14 protein-coding genes are annotated in these 19502 nt (G+C 63.2%); 6 read left to right on the plus strand and 8 right to left on the minus strand.

The window, feature by feature from the left end:
• Positions 1-119: 119 nt before the first annotated feature.
• Both OA2633_RS08060 and OA2633_RS08065 read left to right on the plus strand, forming a co-directional pair.
• Positions 120-1310 carry an NAD-dependent epimerase/dehydratase family protein gene (locus OA2633_RS08060; protein ID WP_009802029.1) on the plus strand — a complete coding sequence of 397 codons (1191 nt, stop codon included), beginning with the start codon at positions 120-122 and terminating at the stop codon, positions 1308-1310.
• A gap of 131 nt (positions 1311-1441) precedes the next feature.
• Complete coding sequence (locus OA2633_RS08065; RefSeq protein WP_009802030.1) at positions 1442-2191, plus strand: phosphoadenylyl-sulfate reductase; 750 nt, start codon at positions 1442-1444, stop codon at positions 2189-2191.
• A gap of 7 nt (positions 2192-2198) precedes the next feature.
• On the opposite strand, the gene argE is transcribed toward OA2633_RS08065, so the two are convergent.
• The 4 genes from argE to OA2633_RS16610 form a co-directional block, all read right to left on the minus strand.
• Positions 2199-3347, minus strand: coding sequence for an acetylornithine deacetylase (gene argE, locus OA2633_RS08070; RefSeq protein WP_009802031.1), 1149 nt, complete (start codon positions 3345-3347; stop codon positions 2199-2201).
• 4 nt (positions 3348-3351) lie between these two features.
• Positions 3352-4044, minus strand: a complete 693-nt coding sequence (locus OA2633_RS08075; RefSeq protein WP_009802032.1) for an FKBP-type peptidyl-prolyl cis-trans isomerase — start codon at positions 4042-4044, stop codon at positions 3352-3354.
• Between the two features lie 126 nt (positions 4045-4170).
• A complete protein-coding gene (locus OA2633_RS08080) occupies positions 4171-7101 on the minus strand; it encodes a pitrilysin family protein (RefSeq protein ID WP_009802033.1) in 2931 nt (976 codons plus the stop codon).
• A gap of 114 nt (positions 7102-7215) precedes the next feature.
• The gene (locus OA2633_RS16610; RefSeq protein ID WP_009802034.1) at positions 7216-9045 is read right to left on the minus strand and encodes an ABC transporter ATP-binding protein; all 1830 of its coding nucleotides are present in this window, start codon (positions 9043-9045) and stop codon (positions 7216-7218) included.
• A gap of 117 nt (positions 9046-9162) precedes the next feature.
• Here OA2633_RS16610 and OA2633_RS08090 point away from each other — a divergent pair, with 117 nt between their 5' ends.
• Complete coding sequence (locus tag OA2633_RS08090; RefSeq protein WP_009802035.1) at positions 9163-10137, plus strand: ATP-binding protein; 975 nt, start codon at positions 9163-9165, stop codon at positions 10135-10137.
• A gap of 9 nt (positions 10138-10146) precedes the next feature.
• On the opposite strand, the gene OA2633_RS08095 is transcribed toward OA2633_RS08090, so the two are convergent.
• Positions 10147-12750: a valine--tRNA ligase gene (locus tag OA2633_RS08095; protein ID WP_009802036.1), complete on the minus strand. Its 2604-nt coding sequence runs from the start codon at positions 12748-12750 to the stop codon at positions 10147-10149.
• Positions 12751-12974: 224 nt separating this feature from the next.
• On the opposite strand from OA2633_RS08095, the gene OA2633_RS08100 reads away from it, so the two are divergent.
• Positions 12975-13742: an enoyl-CoA hydratase/isomerase family protein gene (locus tag OA2633_RS08100; RefSeq protein WP_009802037.1), complete on the plus strand. Its 768-nt coding sequence runs from the start codon at positions 12975-12977 to the stop codon at positions 13740-13742.
• Between the two features lie 119 nt (positions 13743-13861).
• Here the strand turns inward: OA2633_RS08100 and OA2633_RS08105 are convergent, their stop codons facing one another.
• Positions 13862-15061: a methionine gamma-lyase gene (locus tag OA2633_RS08105; RefSeq protein ID WP_206740495.1), complete on the minus strand. Its 1200-nt coding sequence runs from the start codon at positions 15059-15061 to the stop codon at positions 13862-13864.
• 112 nt (positions 15062-15173) lie between these two features.
• Here OA2633_RS08105 and OA2633_RS08110 point away from each other — a divergent pair, with 112 nt between their 5' ends.
• Complete coding sequence (locus tag OA2633_RS08110; protein WP_009802039.1) at positions 15174-15629, plus strand: Lrp/AsnC family transcriptional regulator; 456 nt, start codon at positions 15174-15176, stop codon at positions 15627-15629.
• A gap of 3 nt (positions 15630-15632) precedes the next feature.
• Here the strand turns inward: OA2633_RS08110 and OA2633_RS08115 are convergent, their stop codons facing one another.
• Entirely contained in the window at positions 15633-16211 is a 579-nt protein-coding gene (locus OA2633_RS08115; RefSeq protein ID WP_206740496.1) for a class I SAM-dependent methyltransferase, read from the minus strand.
• Positions 16212-16471: 260 nt separating this feature from the next.
• Here OA2633_RS08115 and OA2633_RS08120 point away from each other — a divergent pair, with 260 nt between their 5' ends.
• A complete protein-coding gene (locus tag OA2633_RS08120; protein WP_009802041.1) occupies positions 16472-18283 on the plus strand; it encodes an ABC-F family ATP-binding cassette domain-containing protein in 1812 nt (603 codons plus the stop codon).
• Between the two features lie 117 nt (positions 18284-18400).
• Here OA2633_RS08120 and OA2633_RS08125 read toward each other — a convergent pair whose 3' ends face one another.
• Positions 18401-19480, minus strand: coding sequence for a DUF2855 family protein (locus OA2633_RS08125; RefSeq protein ID WP_009802042.1), 1080 nt, complete (start codon positions 19478-19480; stop codon positions 18401-18403).
• Between the last annotated feature and the right edge of the window lie 22 nt (positions 19481-19502).

The following is a 19502-nucleotide window of genomic DNA, read 5'->3' on the forward strand; positions in this document are numbered from 1 at the left end:
CGTCCGTCCATATCCGGGGGGGCGCCGGGACCGCGTCCCGGCCTTGCATCCCAACGCACGAACTGCAAGAAACCTGTTCAAAATTCTGACAGGGTCAGGACAGTCTTTTGGGGATTGAGATGAAAGTACTCGTGCTCGGCGGTGACGGTTTCTGCGGCTGGCCGTCTGCGCTCCACCTCTCTGCGCGCGGCCATGATGTTGTAATCGTGGACAATCTGTCTCGTCGCAAGATCGATATCGAGCTGGAAGTGGACTCCCTGACGCCGATCCGCCCCATGGGCGAGCGTCTGGCGGCCTGGAAAGAGGTCTCCGGCAAGGAGATTCGCTTCAGGGACCTGACCATCGGCAAGGACTATCAGGAACTCGTCGACCTGATCCTTGAAGAAAAACCTGATGCGATCATCCACTTCGCCGAACAGCGCGCCGCGCCCTATTCGATGAAGTCCGCCCGTCACAAGCGCTATACGGTCGACAACAACCTCAACGCCACCAATGACGTGCTGGCCGCCATCGTCGAGACCGGTCTGGACATTCACCTCGTCCACCTGGGCACCATGGGCGTCTACGGCTATGGCACCGCGGGCATGAAAATCCCCGAGGGCTATCTGAAGGTGAAGGTGGAGACCCAGGAAGGCCTGAAGGATCAGGAGATCCTCTATCCGGCCAATCCGGGCTCAATCTATCACATGACCAAGACCCAGGATCAGTTGTTCTTCCACTTCTACAACAAGAACGACAAGGTGAAGATCACCGACCTTCACCAGGGCATCGTCTGGGGCACCCAGACCGAGGAAACCAAGAAGGACGAGCGCCTGATCAACCGGTTCGACTATGACGGCGACTATGGCACCGTTCTGAACCGCTTCCTGATGCAAGCCGCCATCGACTTCCCGATGACCGTGCACGGCACGGGCGGTCAGACCCGCGCCTTCATCCATATCCAGGACACGGTCCGCTGCATCCAGCTGGCGGTCGAGAACCCGCCCGAGCATGGCGAGCGCACCCGCATCATGAACCAGATGACCGAAACCCACCGGGTGCGCGAACTGGCCGAGATGATCGCCGGCATGACCAAGACCGAGGTCGCCTATCTGCCGAACCCGCGCAATGAAGCCGATGAGAACGAGCTTCACGTGGAGAACGACACCTTCCTGTCCATGGGCCTGAAGCCCATCACCCTCGCCGAAGGGCTGATGGAGGAAGTGACCGAGATCGCGAAGAAATATGCCGATCGCTGCGACCGCTCCAAGGTCAAGTCGGTCTCCTACTGGAACAAGGACCGCGAAGCGGCCCAGAACGCGACCCGCTAGTCTGTGGTTCGCGCCAGATGATGAAAGGCCGGATCCTCGCATCCGGCCTTTTTTCTCAGCCCCTGTCCCACCCCGCTCTTGATGCGCCGCACACAAATGCTCACGCTGGTCCCAGCGACGACAGGTGACCCATGGCTCCGCTGAAATCAGAATACCGGCTGGCGCTCGAGGCGGGCGCGCAGGCGCTGGATGCGGCGCTTGCAGGCCTCGATGCAGCCGGAGCAGTCCGCCGGGTGCTGGCCGACATCTATCCTGGCGAATCCTGCGTGGTGTCATCCTATGGCGCGGAAAGCGCCGTGATCCTGCACCTGGTCGCGCAGGCCAAACCGGATACCCCCGTGCTGTTCATGGACACGGGGCAGCTCTTTGACGAGACCCTGGCCTATCGTGACGCCCTGTCTGAAAGACTGGGCCTGACCGACGTGCGCACCTTGCAGCCCAATCCCGATCACGTGAAAGCGGATGATCCGGACGGCGTGCTGCACAAGACCAACCCCGATCTGTGCTGCCATATCCGCAAGACCCTGCCCCTGATCAGCGCCCTGCGCCCCTTCAAGGTCTGGATCTCGGGTCGCAAGCGCCATCATGGCGGCGAACGCGCCGCCCTGCCCCGGGTCGAGATCCAGGACGGCAAGCTCAAACTCAATCCGCTCTTTGACTGGTCTCGCGACGCGATCAACGCCTATTTCGAAACCCATGACCTGCCGCCCCATCCCATGGTGGCGGAGGGGTATCCCTCGATCGGCTGCCTGCCCTGCACCAGTCAGGTGAAAGATCCGACCGATGATCCGCGCGCCGGTCGCTGGGCCGGTCAGGACAAGACCGAGTGCGGCATCCATATCGCAGAGGACGGCACGATCACCCGCACGGGCGGAAGCTAAGCCCGACCTAGGCGCTCAGGCGCTGTTCAAGCTTGTCGAGAAATCGCATGCAGGCGTCGAGTTCGCTGATGGCGACAAACTCATCAGGCTGGTGCGCCTGGGTGATCGAGCCAGGGCCACAGATGACAGTCGAGAAACCGGCTTCCTGGAACTGTCCGCCCTCGGTGCCATACGCAACGACGCGCGGGCTGTTATCGCCGGTCAGAGCACGGGCGAGGGTTTCCGCCTCCCCCATGTCTTCAGGCCGCAAGGGCGGGACATTGGAGCGGACTTCGACCTCTATTCGCGCCTCGGGCGCATACTGACGCATCTCCGCCTCGAGCCGGGCCGCCTCTGCCATCAGTCTCCGGCCCAGACCGGGGCCGTCATCCCAGGGCGCCGGGCGCATCAGGGATATGAACCAGGCCGATTTCGCCAGGATATTGGCGGCCGTTCCGCCGCCCATCTGTCCGATGGTCAGCGTGCCATAGGGCGGGTTGAACGGACTGTCAGCCGGCGCCGCCGCCTTGAGCGCGTCCGATTGCTCAACCATCCAGTTCATGAGGCGCACGGCGTAGGTCACGGCGCAGGCGCCGTCCTCCACCAGCGAGGAATGCGCTTCCTTCCCCGTCACCTCGACCCGGACCGAAAAGAGCCCCTTGTGGCCGGTCACGACCGCCATTTCAGTGGGCTCGCCCACGATGACGCAGGACGGGCGCGGGGCGTGGCCCGCCATCTGTCGGATCATGTCCGGCGCCCCGAGACAGCCGATCTCCTCGTCATAGGAAAAGGCGAAATGGACCGGACGTTTCAGCGCGGCCTTTGCAAAACTCGGCGCCTTGGCCAGCGCGCAGGCGATAAACCCTTTCATGTCGCACGAGCCACGCCCGTAAAGCTTGCCGTCGCGCTCTGTCAGGGTGAACGGGTCCGTGCTCCAGTCCTGGCCATCCACCGGCACAACATCGGTATGGCCCGACAGAACCACGCCGCCATCCACATGCGGCCCGAGGACCGCATGCAGATTGGCTTTCGTCCCGTCAGGACTTTCGATGCGATGACACTCCGCGCCCAACTCGGCGAGATAGGACTCGACCCGGTCGATCAGGGCGAGATTGGAATTGCGCGAGGTGGTGTCAAAAGACACCAGCTCGGCCAGCCAGTCAGACGCGGTGCGCATGCGCCTATTGCTCGTCGATCGGACGGTTGGGCAGGCTGATCAGCTCGAGACGGAAGATCAGCGTCTCGTTCGGACCGATCGGACCGCCCTGGGTGCCGGTGGGCCCGTAAGCCAGGTCGGACGGGATGAACAGCGTCCATTCCTCGCCCACATTCATCAGTGGCAGAGCCTCGACCCAGCCGCGGATCAGGCGGTTGGACGGGAAGGTGGCGGACTGACCCCGGGCATAGGAGCTGTCAAACACCTCACCATTGATCAGCGTGCCTTCATAATTGACCTCGACCAGCTCGCCGCGCGGATCCGGAGACGCGCCGTCACGGGCGCGGTCCACCCGGAACTGCAGACCGGACGGCAGCGTGAAGACGCAGGCGCTCTGAGCGTTCTGGGCAAGGTAGGCCTCGCCTACAGCCGCATTGAAATCAGCGAGCGCCTGATCCTCGCCCCGTTCGGGCAGGTCATACTCGCCGGCATCGCCTTCGGCCGTGCAACGACGCGCTTCAGCGACAATCCGCTCTTCCTCGGAGGCCTCGGCGGTGTCCGCCATGGCTTCAAGAATGTCGTTGACCTGGGCTTCGGTCTCGCTGAGCTCCTGTTCGCCGGACGCAGCGGCGTCGGACTCTTCAGCCTGCGGAGCGCCGCACGCAGCGAGGCCGAGGCTGACAAGAGCGGCGGTGGTCAACAGCGCAAAACGGTTCATGCGAACTCCCCCTTGGGCATGAGCGCCCGAACAGTCCGGACGCTTTGGCGGGAGAGTATCAGGACTGCCCAGAAGGTCGAGAGCCCAGACGCGGCCAGGCGCATCGCCTGACCGCATCTGTTTTGACTATTCCGCTTCGGTCGCGGCGCTCTGCGGCAGGATGGTGACGCGGTAGGCTTCATCGGGCCGCAGGGACTGCTCGGCCAGCGCGACCAGCTCGTCCACGGTCACGTCGCGATAGTCGGACTGGATGGACCGGATCTGCTCCAGATCCTCGGGATGGGTCTGGATCCGCGACAGGGCGTTCACCCAGAATGGATTGCGCTCGAAATTCTCTTCAAGGCTTTCCATGATCGGGTTGCGGGCGCGCCGCAGCTCGTCCTCGGAAATATCGCCATTGGCCATGGCCAGCGCGATCTCGTCGGCGATGTCGTACATCCGGTCGATGTCGGCGACATTCACGTCCAGGCCAACCCACATGAAGCCATAGCCTTCCGAGACCCGCGATTGCTGGCTCGAAACGATGGCGGAGTAGGTGGCGCCTTCCTGCTCGCGAAAACGGTCAATGGCCTTGAGATTGTAGACCGCGCGCAGAAGGTCATAAGCGCGGCGCTCGCGCGCATTGATCCCGTCCGTGGTCGGGTAATAGACATTCGCCATGCCCTGATAATCCTGACCGTTGAAGGTCACGATCACCGGCTCTTCGGTCGGCGCCGGGAATTCGATCGCGGCGTTGTCTTGATAGGCAGGCCAGCTCTCGTCGCGATCCGCCAGCGCGCCGAAAGTTTCAGCGACCACCTCGATGGCGCGTTCAGTCGACACATCTCCCGTAATGGTGATCTCGATCGGAGCGTTCTGAAGCGCCGGCTCGAGCATGGTGCGGGCATGCTCCATCGTGAAGGCGTTGACTTCCTCGGCCGTGGGGAAGCCCCAGCGCGGATCGCCCGAGCGCAGCATGCGTCCCACCCGGTTCACCGCCACCTGGACCGCCTGGGCGTTCTGGCCGCGACGGATTTCCTCGGCGATGGCGCGGAACTGGTTCAGCCCGTCTTCACGCCAGCCCGGCGCGGTCATGAAAGCGGCGAGGACCTGCATCTGCAGCTCGAAATCGGTCGGGGTGGTGGCGTTCGCGAAGGCAAAGCTGTCCGGGCCCACATTCAGGCCATAGCCCACGGAGCGACCGGCGAGCAGACGTTGCAGCTCATCGCGATCATGGGCTTCAAGACCGCCGCCGCCAAACACGGCGCCCAGAATGGTGCCAGCCGCAGCGGTCGGTTGCGGGGTCAGATCGCCGGCGCCGAAATCCACGCGCACACGGATGACATTGTCCTCGAAATCGGTGGTCTTGACGTTGAGCATGACGCCATTGTCGAACACGACTTGGTCCACGCCCAGATCCTCGATCCGGTTGGTGCTGACCACCTCGCCCGGCGTTCCGAAGTCAGTATAGGCGAACTCGACCACGCCCGCGTCCACGACAGGGTCCACCGGTTCCGCGGAAGAGGCGAGCCAGGCTTCGCGCACTGCTGCGTCGCCATCGGTCACGTCCTGGTTCAGCGCCACCATCACCTTGGGCGGAGACGCCGTCCAGATACGGTTGAAGGCGTCTTCCACCGCTTCCACCGTGATCTGGTCCTCAAGCGCTTCGAAGCGCGCCATGACATCTGTCGGGGATGAGAAGACCTCCCCCTCGATCCAGCTCGACCACAGCCCGTCAGCCAGATCGCCGCTCTGACGCGTATCCGCCTGGTCGACGGCGTTGCGCAGGCTGGTGCGCACATTGGCGAGCTGTTCGTTGAGCTCGGCTTGGGTGAAGCCGTATTCCTGGGCGCGGCGCAGCTCCTGTTCCAGCGTGGCGACGCCTTCGCGCCAGCGCTCCGGGCTGGACACCGCGAACAGGCCCGCCTTGTTCACCAGATCAAATTCATTGCCATAGGACAGGCTGGCCTGGACCAGCGGCGACGCCCCGCGATTGATGTCGCTCTGCAGGCGGCGCTGAACGATGCCATTACCCAGCTGACGCAGCAGGTCCTCAAACCGGGCCTCCTGCGTATCATAGGGCGCCGCGCCGGGTTCGATCACGTCCACCGTGATGAGCGTGAACACGTCCGGATCATAGAAGAAGCCGAATTCGGGCTCCTGGGGATCCGCCACCGTGCCGATATCGGGATCCGGCGCCGCCGGGGTCGGTTGCTCCCAGCTGGCGAAGCTCGACACATGCTCCACATCCAGCCCCTCAAGGCTGATGTCGAAGCCGTCGCGGATCTTCGCCTCAATCATGTCGGCGTCCACATCGCCGACCACGACCAGCATGCCGCGTTCAGGCGTGTAGTAATCGTTGTAATAGGCGATCAGGCGTTCGGCCGGCGCATTCTCGATCACCTCGACCGTGCCGATGGAGTCGCGCTCGGTGATGATCGTGTCCGGGTAGAGGAAGGTGTAATAGGCGTTGAAGAAGCGGCGGATCGGCGTGTTGCGGTAGCGCTCCTCGCCCAGAATGACCCCGCGCTCGCGATCGATCGCATCGCTGTCAAAGGTCAGCTCCGATGCGGTCTCGCGCATCAGGAACAGGCCGACATTCAGCATCTGGTCGGAATTGCTCGGAAGGTCGAGCTGGTAACCGACCACCTCACGTCCCGTGAAGGCGTTGGTATCCGCCCCGAAGGCCAGCCCATACCGCTCCAGCAGGGCGACCATCTCGCCCTCGGGCACGTGAGTCGTTCCGTTGAACGCCATGTGTTCGATGAAATGGGCCAGACCGCGCTGGTCTTCCTCTTCCGCCAGAGAACCGACATCGAACACCATGCGCAGAGCGGCCGTGCCCGTCGGCGTGTCATTCTCCAGAATGGCGTAGCGCAGACCATTGTCGAGCACGCCGTAACGGACGGCCGGATCTGCGGCGATATCGCTGGCTTCATGCGGGAAGCTGGCGCTTTCAAAGGCGGCGGCCAGATCATTTCCAGGATCAGCATCCTGCTGATCCGAACAAGCCCAGAGCATCATCGCAGCGAGCGGCGACAGGCAGCATGCGGCGATGCGGGAATTGAGCTTGACCATGATCGTTCACCTCAGTTTTCGGATTTCTCCAACTATGGCGAAAATAAGGACATACCCTGCAGAGGCAAATGAATTCCCATTTAACCGGCTGGCGAGCGCAGCTCAGACGGCCAGTTAATCAATAGGATCATGCTCGGCGACCCAGTGCCCCGGCGACACCTCGAGCAATTGCGGCCGGTACTGTTCCGCATCGGGATCATCGATCAGCTTGGACTTCATGAAGCGCAGCTGGGCGCGGCTGTCGAGCGGGCTGGGAAGATCCCCCGTCAGCTTCAGGCGCTCCCTCGTCTTCTCGATCTCGGGATCGGGGATGGGCACGGCGCTGATCAGCGCCTTGGTGTAGGGATGGCGCGCATCGGTGTAGATCGCCTCGCGGTCGGCCAGCTCCACAATGCGGCCCAGATACAGCACCATGACCCGGTGGGACACTTCGCGCACCACGGACAGGTCGTGTGAGATGAACATCATCGACAGGCCGAAATCCTTCTGCAGACCGATCAGCAGTTCGATGATCTGGGCCTGGATGGACACGTCGAGCGCTGACACCGCCTCGTCGCAGATCACCAGCTTCGGTTTGAGGATCATGGCGCGGGCAATACCGACGCGCTGGTTCTGACCACCCGACAGCTCATGCGGATAGCGGTTGATCATGTTCGGATCGAGCCCGACCCGCTCCATCATCGCCTTGACCTCGGCCTCACGCTCCTTGGACGACATGGTCTTGCGGAAGGTCAGCATGGGTTCGGCGATCGATGCGCCGATGGTCATGCGCGGATTAAGCGAGGCCAGCGGATCCTGGAAGACGATCTGCAGATCCTCGCGGACCTCTTCCAGCGCGCGCGGCTTCATGGACAGAAGGTCCTTGCCGATCCAGCTCACTGCGCCCGCGCTCGCCGGCACAAGGCGCAGGACGGCGCGCGCCAGCGTGGACTTGCCGCAGCCGGATTCGCCCACGATCCCGAGCGTCTCGCCTTCCTTGAGCTCGAAGCTGACGCCATCGACGGCCTTCAGCGGCTTGGTCTTTGGAAACAGGCCGCCACCCACCACGACCGGGAAGTGCACCTTCACGTCATCGGCCACCAGAAGCGGCTTGTCCTCGCCGATCGCTTCACGCGGCGGCAAGGCTTCGTGACCCGGCTTGTCAGGCTGGTCAATGCGCGGCATCGCATCCAGAAGCATCTGGGTATATTCGTGCTTGGGAGACCGGAAGATGTCATAGACATCGCCGCCTTCCACGTATTCGCCGTGCTTCATCACCTGCACGCGGTCAGCCATGCGCGCCACAACGCCCATATCGTGCGTGATCAGGGCGATGGCGGCGCCGGTTTCAGCCTTCAGCTCGTCCATGATGTCGAGCACCTGGGCCTGAACGGTCACATCAAGCGCCGTGGTCGGCTCGTCCGCAATGAGCAGGTCAGGCTCACACAGCATCGCCATGGCGATCATGACGCGCTGGCGCATGCCGCCGGACAGCTCGTGCGGGAACTGCTTCAGGCGACGCGCCGCTTCAGGAATGCGGACACGCTCCAGCCAGTCCAGACACCGCTTGGTGGCCGCCTCGCCGCGCAGATCGGTGTGGATCTTCAGCACTTCCTCAAGCTGGGCGCCCACCCGCATGTGCGGCGTCAGCGAGGTCAGCGGATCCTGGAAGATCATCGTCATGGACTTGCCGCGCACCGCGTTCAGCTTGGACGGCGGCAGATTCAGGATTTCCTGACCGGAATACCTGATCGAGCCTTCCGCCTTGCCGTTTGACGCCAGCAACCCCATGGCGGCGAGAAAGGTCTGGCTCTTGCCGGATCCGGACTCGCCCACCACGGCCAGGCATTCGCCCGGCGAGATTTCCAGATTGACCCCGCGAACGGCGTGAACTTCTCCATCCGGCGTATCAAAACGCACATTGAGATCGGAGACCTGAAAGATCGGCGCAGTGGTGGCGGACAAGACTATGGCTCCAGAGGCAGAGACTTCGATGGAAAGTCATGCACAATAGCTATCGTGCGCTTCAACGCCAGCGCGCTCGGCGCCGTCTGTTCAGGGCGGGCACACCCGGGAGCTTACATGCCGCCTCGCAGTTTTCCCTCAGGTCTCTCCACACAAACGCTTTTTGATGCGCTGCCGGACCCCTGCATTCTGCTGAACGCGACCAGCGAAATCGCAGGCTGGAATGCTGCGTTCGAGCAGGAGCGCTCACGCTGTCCGGACCTGCCCAGGCTTTGCGAAGCAGCCATGCCAGCCAAGCCCGGCCCGTCATTGACCGTGCAGGCGGATGATGGTTCGACCTATCAGGCTGAACTGGCCCCCCTGGGCGCTGACGGCCTGAGATTGCTGCGTTTGCAACGCGTCGATCCGGGCGCTCGCCAGATCGAATTCCTGCGCCGCTTCGGCGCCAGCGCCGGGCATGATCTGCAGGAACCTGTGCGCAAGATGCTCGCTTTCTCGAGCCTCCTGTCAAAGCGCTATGCTGAAGCGCTTGATGCAGACGGCGTCCAGAGTCTGGACTTCATCTCTGACGCCGCCCAGCGCATGCGCACCCTCATTCAGGCCTGTCTTGCCTATCTCGAGGTCGCGACACGCCCTCTGAAACACGAGACGGTCGCACTCGACGTGCTTCTGGCGGAGGTCCTTGAGGCGCAGTCAGACCTCATCAGGACGGCCGAGGCGCATCTGACGGCTGCCTCGCTGCCTGTAGTGAGCGGGGACCCGGCGCTGCTCAAGCCAGTGCTTGAAGCGCTCATCGACAATGCCCTGAAATTCCGACGTGGGCCCGGCGTGCAGATCGCCATCCACGCAAAGCGTGAAGGCCACCACCACCGGATCGAGGTGCGTGATGACGGGATCGGCGTTGATCCGGCGCTCGCCGGCAAACTCTTCACCCCGTTCGAGCGTCTGCATCCGCGCGAGACCTATCCGGGCGCAGCCCTGGGTCTGGCGCAGGCGCGCCTGATCCTCGAACGCCATGGCGGCAAGATCTGGCTCGAGCCCGGTGCGGGTGAAGGGGCCTGCTTCGTCTTCACCCTGCCGGTTTCAGAGTAAGGGGAAGGTTCAGCCTTCCGCCTTCTTCTCCTCGATGATCAGGTCCATGGAGACCGTGAAACGCTCGTCCGGCGACACGACCGAGGCCACGCCTTCAGGTGCGGTTTCAGCGCGGACGATCTCGCCCGCGCTCGTGACGGCCTTGAGGTCTTCCGCTGTCTCGCCGATCAGTTCGGCCACTGCGCCAGCGCCCTGACCGGAGATGGTCAGCGTGTTGGCGGCGGTCTTCATCGACACCTGGGCTTCGGACTTCACCTTGCGGGCGGCGGCGAGAATCTGGACGAAGGCTTCGCCCTCCTTCTCGAACGCGCCGGCCGGCGCCTGATCGGCGGCCTTCGGCCACATGCCGCGGGCATGGACAGTGGACGGCATGCCCTCGCGATCGCCGATCATCACGTCGTAAAGCGCATCGGTGACGTAGGGAATGAAGGGCGCGAACAGGCGGATCAGCGCATCGGTGGCGTGCCACAGCGTATGGACCGCGGACAGCTCTTCGCCCTCAGGCTTGCCTTCAAACCGGGTGCGGCGTTTGACGATCTCGAGATAGTTGTCGCAATAGGTGCGCCAGAAGAAGTCTTCCACTTCGCGCTGGGCGGCGGCGTACTCGTAATTTTCGAACGCCTTGGTCGCCTTGGCGATGGTCTGGCTCAGCTCGCCCAGCAGCCATTGATCAAGCGGATGAGAGATCACGCCGCTTTCAATGTCGCCCTTGGGCGTTGTCGGGTTTAGCACGCCATGGCTTTGGGCGCCTTCAAGGCTCATCGCGGCGAGCTTGGCGGCGTTCCACAACTTGGTGACCAGACGCTTGCCCTGTTTGAGGGTGTTCGGCGACAGCGCCGTGTCCTGCCCCAGACGCGAGGTGCCGGTCCAGTAACGGACCGGGTCCGTGCCGTATTCGTCCAGCATCTTGATCGGGTCGATCACATTGCCCTTGGACTTGGACATCTTCGACCCGTCTGACGCCAGGCACCAGCCCGAGATCGCGATATTGGACCACGGGACGGTGTTCTCGTGATGGAGCGCCTTGACGATGGTGTAGAACGCCCAGGTGCGAATGATCTCGTGCGCCTGCGGACGCAGCGCCATCGGGAACTGGCGGCGGTGGGATTCGATATCGAGGGCGTAGTCCTCGTTGATCGAGCGGGTGTTGAGCTGCGGGCTGACCGAGGAGGTCGCCCAGGTGTCCATCACATCGCGCTCGCCCTCGACCTCATGGGCTTCATAGCCTTGGGGCAGGTCCGTGGTCGGGTCGACGGGCAGCTGGTCCTTGGACGGAACAATGATCTGGCCTTCCTCTCCCAGACGCTTGGAATACCAGACGGGAAGCGGCACGCCGAAATGGCGCTGGCGCGAGATCGACCAGTCCCATTTCAGACCCTCGACCCAGCTTTCAAAACGCTGGCGCATATAGGCCGGACGCCAAGTGATCTCGCGACCCTTCTCAAGGATCTGTTCCTTGAAATCGAGGGTGCGGATGAACCATTGCGGGGTCACGATGATCTCAAGCGGCGCACCGGAGCGTTCCGCGATCGGGATCACCTGATGGGTGGTTTCCTGCTTGAGGACGAGATCGCGCTCGGTGAGCATCTCAAGGATGGTTTCCTTGGCCTTGGCGGCTTTCAGGCCCGCCAGCGCCGCCATGGTCGCCTTGGCGCTCTCAACATCGAGGCTCGGCCAGTCATCCGTGCCGATGGGCAGCTCGTCGATCATCTTGCCCGCCTGGTCGATGACGAGGCGCAAGGGCAGCTTGTGGGTGCGGTACCATTGAATGTCGGTGACATCGCCAAAGGTACAGCACATCACGATGCCGGTGCCCTTTTCAGGATCGACCGTGTCCTCGGCATAGATCTCGACGGGCACGTTGTAGAGCGGGCTGATGGCGCGCTTGCCGATCAGTTCGCCAGCGCGCGGATGATCGGGGTGGATCATCAGGCCGCCGCAGGCGCCGATCAGTTCAGGGCGCGTGGTGGCGATGATCGCCGGCTCGATATCCTCACCCTCAATGGCGAAGGGAATGTAGTTGAGCTTGCCTTCGCGCTCGGTCTCTTCAACCTCGGCCTGGGCGATGGCGGTGCGGTCGGCCGGGTCCCACAGGGTCGGCTCCAGGCGACGCTCCAGCAGGCCCTTGTGATAAAGGTCCAGGAAGGACATCTGGCTGACCGAGCGGCTCTCGTCGGAGATGGTCTGGTATTCCCGGCTCCAGTCCACCGACAGCGCCAGACGGCCGAACAGGTCGCGGAATTGCTGCTCGTAAGGCGGGATCACCTCCTTGCAGAGCGCGACGAATTCCTCGCGCGACATGGTCCCGCCGCGCACCTTCTTCACCTTCTCCACCAGCCGCTCTGTCGGCAGGCCGTTATCGTCCCAGCCGATCGGATAGAGCACATTGCGACCGCTCATCCGCATGTAGCGGGCCATGATGTCGGCCTGGGTGTAGGAATAGACGTGACCCACATGCAGCGCGCCCGACACGGTCGGTGGCGGCGTGTCGATCACATAGTCGGTGTCCGCCGGCGCGTTCGGATCCCAGACGAAGGCGTCATCCTTGGCCCAGCGGGCCTGAAGGGCGGCTTCGGAAGCTTTGGCGTCGTACTTGTTCGGAAACGGTTTCATGAGGGCGGACCGATATCTTGGATGAGAGGCGGAAGGGAGGCTGGTCTTAGACGATTTTTTGCTGACGCAAAAGGCGAGCACAGCTAGCGTGGCGCCCTGACAATCGCGAAGCGCCCCGGCCAGCCAGGATTGTCCCCAGGCGCGCCGCTTCGAACGGATGATCCGACGCGCCGTCCTCTCGCTCTCGCGGCAGGCTGACGCAGCGCTTCGATACAGGAAGACCAATGGCTTACGACTATATCGAAACTGTGCGCGACGATGCGGTCCTGACCATCCGCATGAACCGGCCCGACGCGCTGAACGCGTTGATCCCGCCCATGCTGGAAGAGCTGATCGAGGCGCTCCATCGCGCCGAGAACGAAAACGGTCCTTCAGTCCTCATCATCGAGGGCGCGGGCCGGGCCTTCAGCTCCGGTGTGGATCTCAAGGTGCTGTCCGGCGCCAAGCCGAAGGCGGGCCGGGTCGGCTCGGTGTTTGACGAACCGGCGAGCCGTCTGATGCAGGCCGTGCGCGCCAGCTCCAAACCCGTCATCGCCAAGGTGCATGGCGCCTGCTTCACCGGCGCGCTGGAGTTCGCGTTGCATTGCGACTTCATCCACACCACCACCGACACCAAGTTCGGAGACACCCACGCCAAGTTCGCCATTCGCCCCACCTGGGGGATGAGCCAGACGCTGGTGGATGCGGTGGGCCTGCGTCGAGCGAAGGAAATTTCCTATTCCGCGCGGACCTTCACGGGCCAGGACGCCTTTGACTGGGGCCTCGCCAACGCCTGCCATGCCGACAAGGACGCGCTCGACGAGGCCGTGGCCTCACTGGCGAAAGACATTGCGGCGAACGATCCTGCGACGGTGGCGGCGTACAAGACGCTGCATGCGATCGCCGAAACCCATGACGTGCCCGCAGGGATCGCGGCGGAAGGCGCGAAGGAATTTCCCGAAATCACCGATACGCTCAACCGCATTGGCGGGTTCCTGCGGGTGGTGAAGTAGATAGCGTCAGAATTCCCGGGCGAGCGTAGCGACGACCCGGGACCGCCATCCACGTTAAGCGCCCTATCATGAGGGAGGCCCCGGCTCTGCGCTGCGCTTGGCCGGGGTTTCACTAAACCCTAGGCCATCAACGCCTGTTCCAGATCACCCAGGATGTCATCGGCGTCCTCGAGACCGACCGACAGGCGCACCAGACCGTCTGAAATGCCATAGAGCGCACGCTCTTCGGCGCTGTAGGCGGAATGGGTCATGGAGGCCGGGTGCTGGATCAGGGTTTCCGCATCCCCGAGGCTGACCGCGCGTAGCGCCAGCTTCATGGCGTTCATCATGCGCACGCCCGCCTCGAACCCGCCTTCGAGTTCAAAGGCGATCATGCCGCCGAAATGTTGCATCTGAGAACGGGCGAGCGCGTATTGCGGCCCGTCCTCGAGTCCCGGATACGCCACCTCGCGCACCTGCGGGTGAGCGCTGAGCCAGCGGGCCACGGCGCCGCCGGTCTGGCTATGACGCTCCATCCGCAGGGACAGGGTTTTCAGCCCGCGCAGGATCAGCATGGCGTTGAACGGCGACAGCGCCGCGCCCGTCATGTCCTTGAGGCCGTAAAGCCGGACGCGTTCCATCACTTCGGCGGAGCCCACGGCCATCCCGGCCACCAGATCTCCATGACCGCCGAGATATTTCGTCGCCGAATGCACCACCACATCCGCGCCGCGCTCAATGGGGCGGGTGATGAGCGGCGTGGCGTAGGTGTTATCGACCACGCACATGGCGGAATGCGCGCGCGCCACCGCGGCGACAGCGGCAATGTCGACGAGCTTCATGGTCGGGTTGGCGGGGGTCTCGAAATAGACGACGCGCGTCTTCTCGCTCATCGCCGAAATCACGGCGTCGATGTCGCTCATGTCCACATGGCGCACCTTGATCCCGAAGCGCGACAGCCCGTGATTGAGAAAGGCGAAGGTGCAGCCATACAGGGTCTTGTCCGCCAGGATCTCGTCACCCGGCTCTAGCAGGCTCCAGAGCACAGAGGTGATCGCCCCCATGCCCGACCCGAAGCTGACGCCCGCTTCGCCGCCTTCTAGATCGGCGATGCGCCGCTCCAGAAGATCCAGCGTCGGGTTTGAGATGCGGGTGTAAAAGTGAGCAGGCTGCTCGCCAGAAAACGCGGCGCCCGCATCCTCGACCGTTTCGAAGGCGAAGGTCGAGGACAGATGGAGCGGAGGGACCAGCGCGCCCCCTTCTTTGGCCGGTTCATAGCCCGCATGAATGGCGCGGGTGGAGAAACCGGGTTTGCGAGTGATTGGCGCTGATCCGTCCACGTCGTCGTCCTCCCTGACTGACCGGGACAGAATACGCGCGGCGACGCAGCAGGGGCTTGCCATTTCAGCCTCTCACTGTATCCAGATTGGCAGGATCTGCTAAAATAGCGCCATGGACAGCACGGATCGACGCCTACTCACCGCCCTTCAGCAAGACGGGCGCATCACCAATCAGGCCCTGGCCGACCAGATCGGCCTGTCGCCCTCACCCTGTCTGAGACGGGTCCGCGCGCTGGAAGAGAGCGGGCTGATCACCGGCTATGCGGCGATCCTGGATCGCGACAAAGCGGGCCTGCCCATTACGGCCTTTCTCAGGATCAAGCTCGCCAATCACGCACCGGCGACCGTCGCCGCCTTCGAGAAAGCCATTCTGCGGCTCGATGAAGTGCTGGAATGCCACCTCACCTCAGGCGCAGAGGATTATCTGCTGCAGGTCGTCGTCGACAGCCAGTCCGGCTATGAACGCTTCATGCGCGAGCGCCTGCATCCCGTGCCGGGCATCGCCGGCATAGAGACCAGCTTCGCCTTCGGCACGGTCAAGCGCACGCCCGTTCTGCCGCTGGACTAGGTCCTAGACGGGCTCCAGCACCACAAGCCGGCATTTGTGGACGTGGTAATCCGCCTCGTCCGCCTCGCGGATCTTCGCCTTGCCGGAGGCCTCGAGTTTCTTGAGATAGTCCGCGTACTTGTCTTCATCCCAGACATCTTCGTGGACGGTCGCAACGATCCCGCCGCCGGGACGGGTGATGCGCACCAGCTCGTCAAAGCCCTTCGGCCCCACATGGGCGTGGGTGAAGGCGCCGACACAGATGATCGCGTCATAAGCGTTATCGGGATAGTCGAGCGTCTCCGTCATGTCCGCCTCGCGCAGATCGTCATAGACCTCCTTGCGACGCGCGACGGTAAGCATGTCGGGCGACAGATCCATGCCGTCCACATTCTGATAGCCGCGCTTGTTCAGCTCGACCCCGGCCAGGCCCGTGCCACAACCTGCGTCCAGGATCCGGATGGAGGTGTCGGGCAGAAGCGCGCGGAGCTTGTCGCTGGCGACGGCAGGCGCGACATAGCCCATGCCCTCGACCGTATCGTCATCATAGTTTTCGGCCCAGTCCTTGTAAGCATCCCGCGTTTCTTCAGGATCGCCGCTCAAATTGTAAATTCGATTCAGAATCTCATTTTCTGATTTCATGACTCTTTCTCGCCCTGCTGCCGGTGCGAATACTTATAGCGGATTCCATGAACTGAATCCAATGAACCCTCTTTGTCGTTATTTTCTTATAGGTTTTCTCATTTGAAAAATTTTTATATGAATTTTTCTTGTCAGCGGCTTCACCGGATTTGCCGCGGATTTCGCCAGCCCCATGATCTGGAAGGGTGACAGCGCCCCGACGCTCGGCTAACGGCTAAGCCATGTCTGCACCGCTCCTGACCCTGACCGATACACACCTCACCTTTGGGGCGACCCCGCTGCTCACCGGCGCCGATCTCATCGTGCGCGAGAACGAACGCATCGGCCTCGTGGGGCGGAACGGATCGGGCAAATCCTCTTTCCTGAAGATCGCGGCCGGGATCATCGAGGCGGATGGCGGCGAGCGCTTCGTGCATCCCGGCTCCACCCTGCGTTATCTGCCCCAGGAGCCGGACCTGACCGGCTATGACAGCGTCATCGCCTATATCCGCGACGGGCTCGCCCCGGGCGACGACGCCTATCGCGCCGACTATCTTGCTGAGCATCTGGGTCTTGATGCCGAAGCCGACCCGGCGACCCTGTCAGGCGGCGAGGCCCGCCGGGCGGCGCTGGCGCGGACGCTCGCGCCCCAGCCCGACATCCTGCTGCTGGATGAACCGACCAACCATCTCGACCTTCCGGCGATTGAATGGCTGGAAAGCGAGCTCAACAGCCATCGCGGCGCGCTGGTGCTGATCAGCCACGACAGGCGCTTCCTCGAGAACCTCACACGTCAGACCCTGTGGATCGACCGGGGCAAGACGCGGCGGCTTGATCGCGGCTTTGCGCATTTCGAGGCCTGGCGCGACGAGGTGTTCGAGGCCGAGGAAATGGAACGCCACAAGCTCGAGCGTCAGATCGCGCGCGAGGAAGACTGGATGCGCTATGGCGTGACGGCGCGCCGCAAACGCAATGTGCGCCGCGTCGGCGAACTGCAGGCGATGAAGTCGGACCTGAAGAACTGGCGCGGCCCGCAAGGCGCGGCCAGCCTGTCGGTCAGCGAGGCGGACCGGTCCGGCAAGAGCGTCATCGAGGCGGATCGCATCTCCAAGAGTTATGACGGTCGCCCGATCTTTTCCGATCTTTCCATCAAGATCGCCCGCGGCGACCGGATCGCGCTGGTCGGCCCCAATGGCGCGGGCAAGACCACGATGATCAAGGTGCTGACCGGCCAGATCGAACCGGATGCGGGCACGGTCAAGCTGGGCACAAATCTGGAAATCGCGAGCCTCGATCAGCGCCGCGCCGCGCTGAAGCCCGACTGGACCGTTGTCGAAGCCATCGCGCCCGGTGGCGGGGAGCGCATCGAGGTCGCCGGAACCGTCAAGCACGTCCAGGCCTATATGAAGGACTTCCTGTTCAGCCCCGAACAGGCGCGCACGCCGGTCCATGCCCTTTCGGGCGGGGAACGAGCGCGATTGATGCTGGCGCGGGCGCTAGCTTTGCCGTCCAACCTTCTGGTGCTCGACGAGCCGACCAACGATCTTGATCTTGAAACGCTGGATCTCCTGGAAGAGCTGATCTCGGACTATAACGGCACGGCGCTTCTGGTGAGCCACGACCGGGATTTCATCGACCGCACCGCCACCGCCACCATCGCCTGGGAAGAGGACGGGGTCTGGCGCGTCTATGCGGGCGGGTATTCGGATATGGTCGCCCAGCGCGGCGAAGGCGTGAAAGCCCGAAAGGCGGCCGAGAAGGCCGAGAAGACCGCGGGCAAATCCAAGGGCGAGAAGCCGAAGAACAAATCCGCCGGCAAGCTCAGCTTCAAGGACAAGCACGCGCTGGAAACCCTGCCCGGCGAGATTGAAAAGATCGAGGCGACGCTGGCCAAGCTCGAAACCGAGCTGGCGGATTCGACGCTCTTCACCAAGAACCCCGAGCGCTTCAATGCCGCCACGAAAGAGCATGCGCGCCTGACCGACGACAAGGCCGCCAAGGAAGAGCGCTGGCTCGAGCTTGAAATGCTCCGCGAGGAGATCGAGGGGAGCTAGGCCCCTTCAAATATTGAAACCCCGGCCAAGCGAAGCGCAGAGCCGGGGCCTCGATCAGGATAAGGCGCTCTTGGAGGTCCCGGGTCTTCGCTACGCTCGCCCGGGAATTCAGGCTTCTTATCCCGCCTTCACCGTCATGGCGCTCGCAGCGTCAAAATTGCCAGCAATCAGCTTGTCATAGGCCTTGAGCGCGCCTTCGCCGCCGACAAATTCCTCTTCGCTGAAGAGTGTCTGGCCCGCTTCCACAAAGCTCATCCACGCTGCGCCATAACGGCGGCCGAACTCTTCGCTCCCCCAGGCCTTCATCCGGTCGCGCACATGATCGGGCGCAAAGAAGAAGACCGGCTTGGGCCCAGGCATGACGCCGGGCGGGGCGGAGTTCTCCCAATGGGCGCCGCCCACGCGGATATTGCCGACGAGATCATCGCCCAGCGTCTCGTGAATGGCCTTGTTCACCTTGGAATCGCCTGCAAAGTCCACGATCAGGCGGCGCGGTTCGGGCTTGAAGCCGTTTATCTCGTCATAAGTGCTGATGACATCGTAATAGCCGGTGGATTTGACGAAACCGGCGTTACGGGCCGAGGTCAGCGCCTCGATTTTCACGCCCTCGGGCGGATTGGCGTGCAGCAGATGCGCCAGCGCCAGCGCGGTCTTGGAGGACGCGCTGGTGAGCGTGATCTGGCTCGCGCCCATGAAATCATGATCGCGCAAGTGAAGATCGATCAGGAAGGAGGTGATGAAGAGCGGCTGCAGCACCATCTGGGCGGCTTCACGCTCGGGCGCATAGCCCGGATCGGCCTGGCAGCGCACATAGCGGTTATAGGCGCCCGCCAGCTCGGCGCGATGGGGCGAGACCTCGAGGAAAGACCCCGGCTTGACCCCATCCACGGTGAGCACCGCCTCATCCGCCGCCGGCCAGTAGCCATAGACCCGCTCGCCCGCCTCCAGACCCGGGGCCCGGCTCTCGACCACTTCGGCGAAGCCCCAGACCGGAAGTCGACCCGAGCCGTCCTCGGCCGGGTAGAAATCCCAATAGCGCATGGCGGCCCCGAATGCGGCATAGGTGATGTTGTTGGCGGTCAACGCGAAGCGCCGGATCGCAAATCGGGCTTGCCCGTCAGCCAGCGTCTGCGGCTCGGCCCTCACCAGCCTGGCGTCGGAAATATCGGCTTTGTTGATGGACAGCGCCCAACCCATGACGTCCTCCCTCGGCGCCCTT

This window comes from Oceanicaulis sp. HTCC2633 (assembly GCF_000152745.1).
Lineage (GTDB): Bacteria > Pseudomonadota > Alphaproteobacteria > Caulobacterales > Maricaulaceae > Oceanicaulis.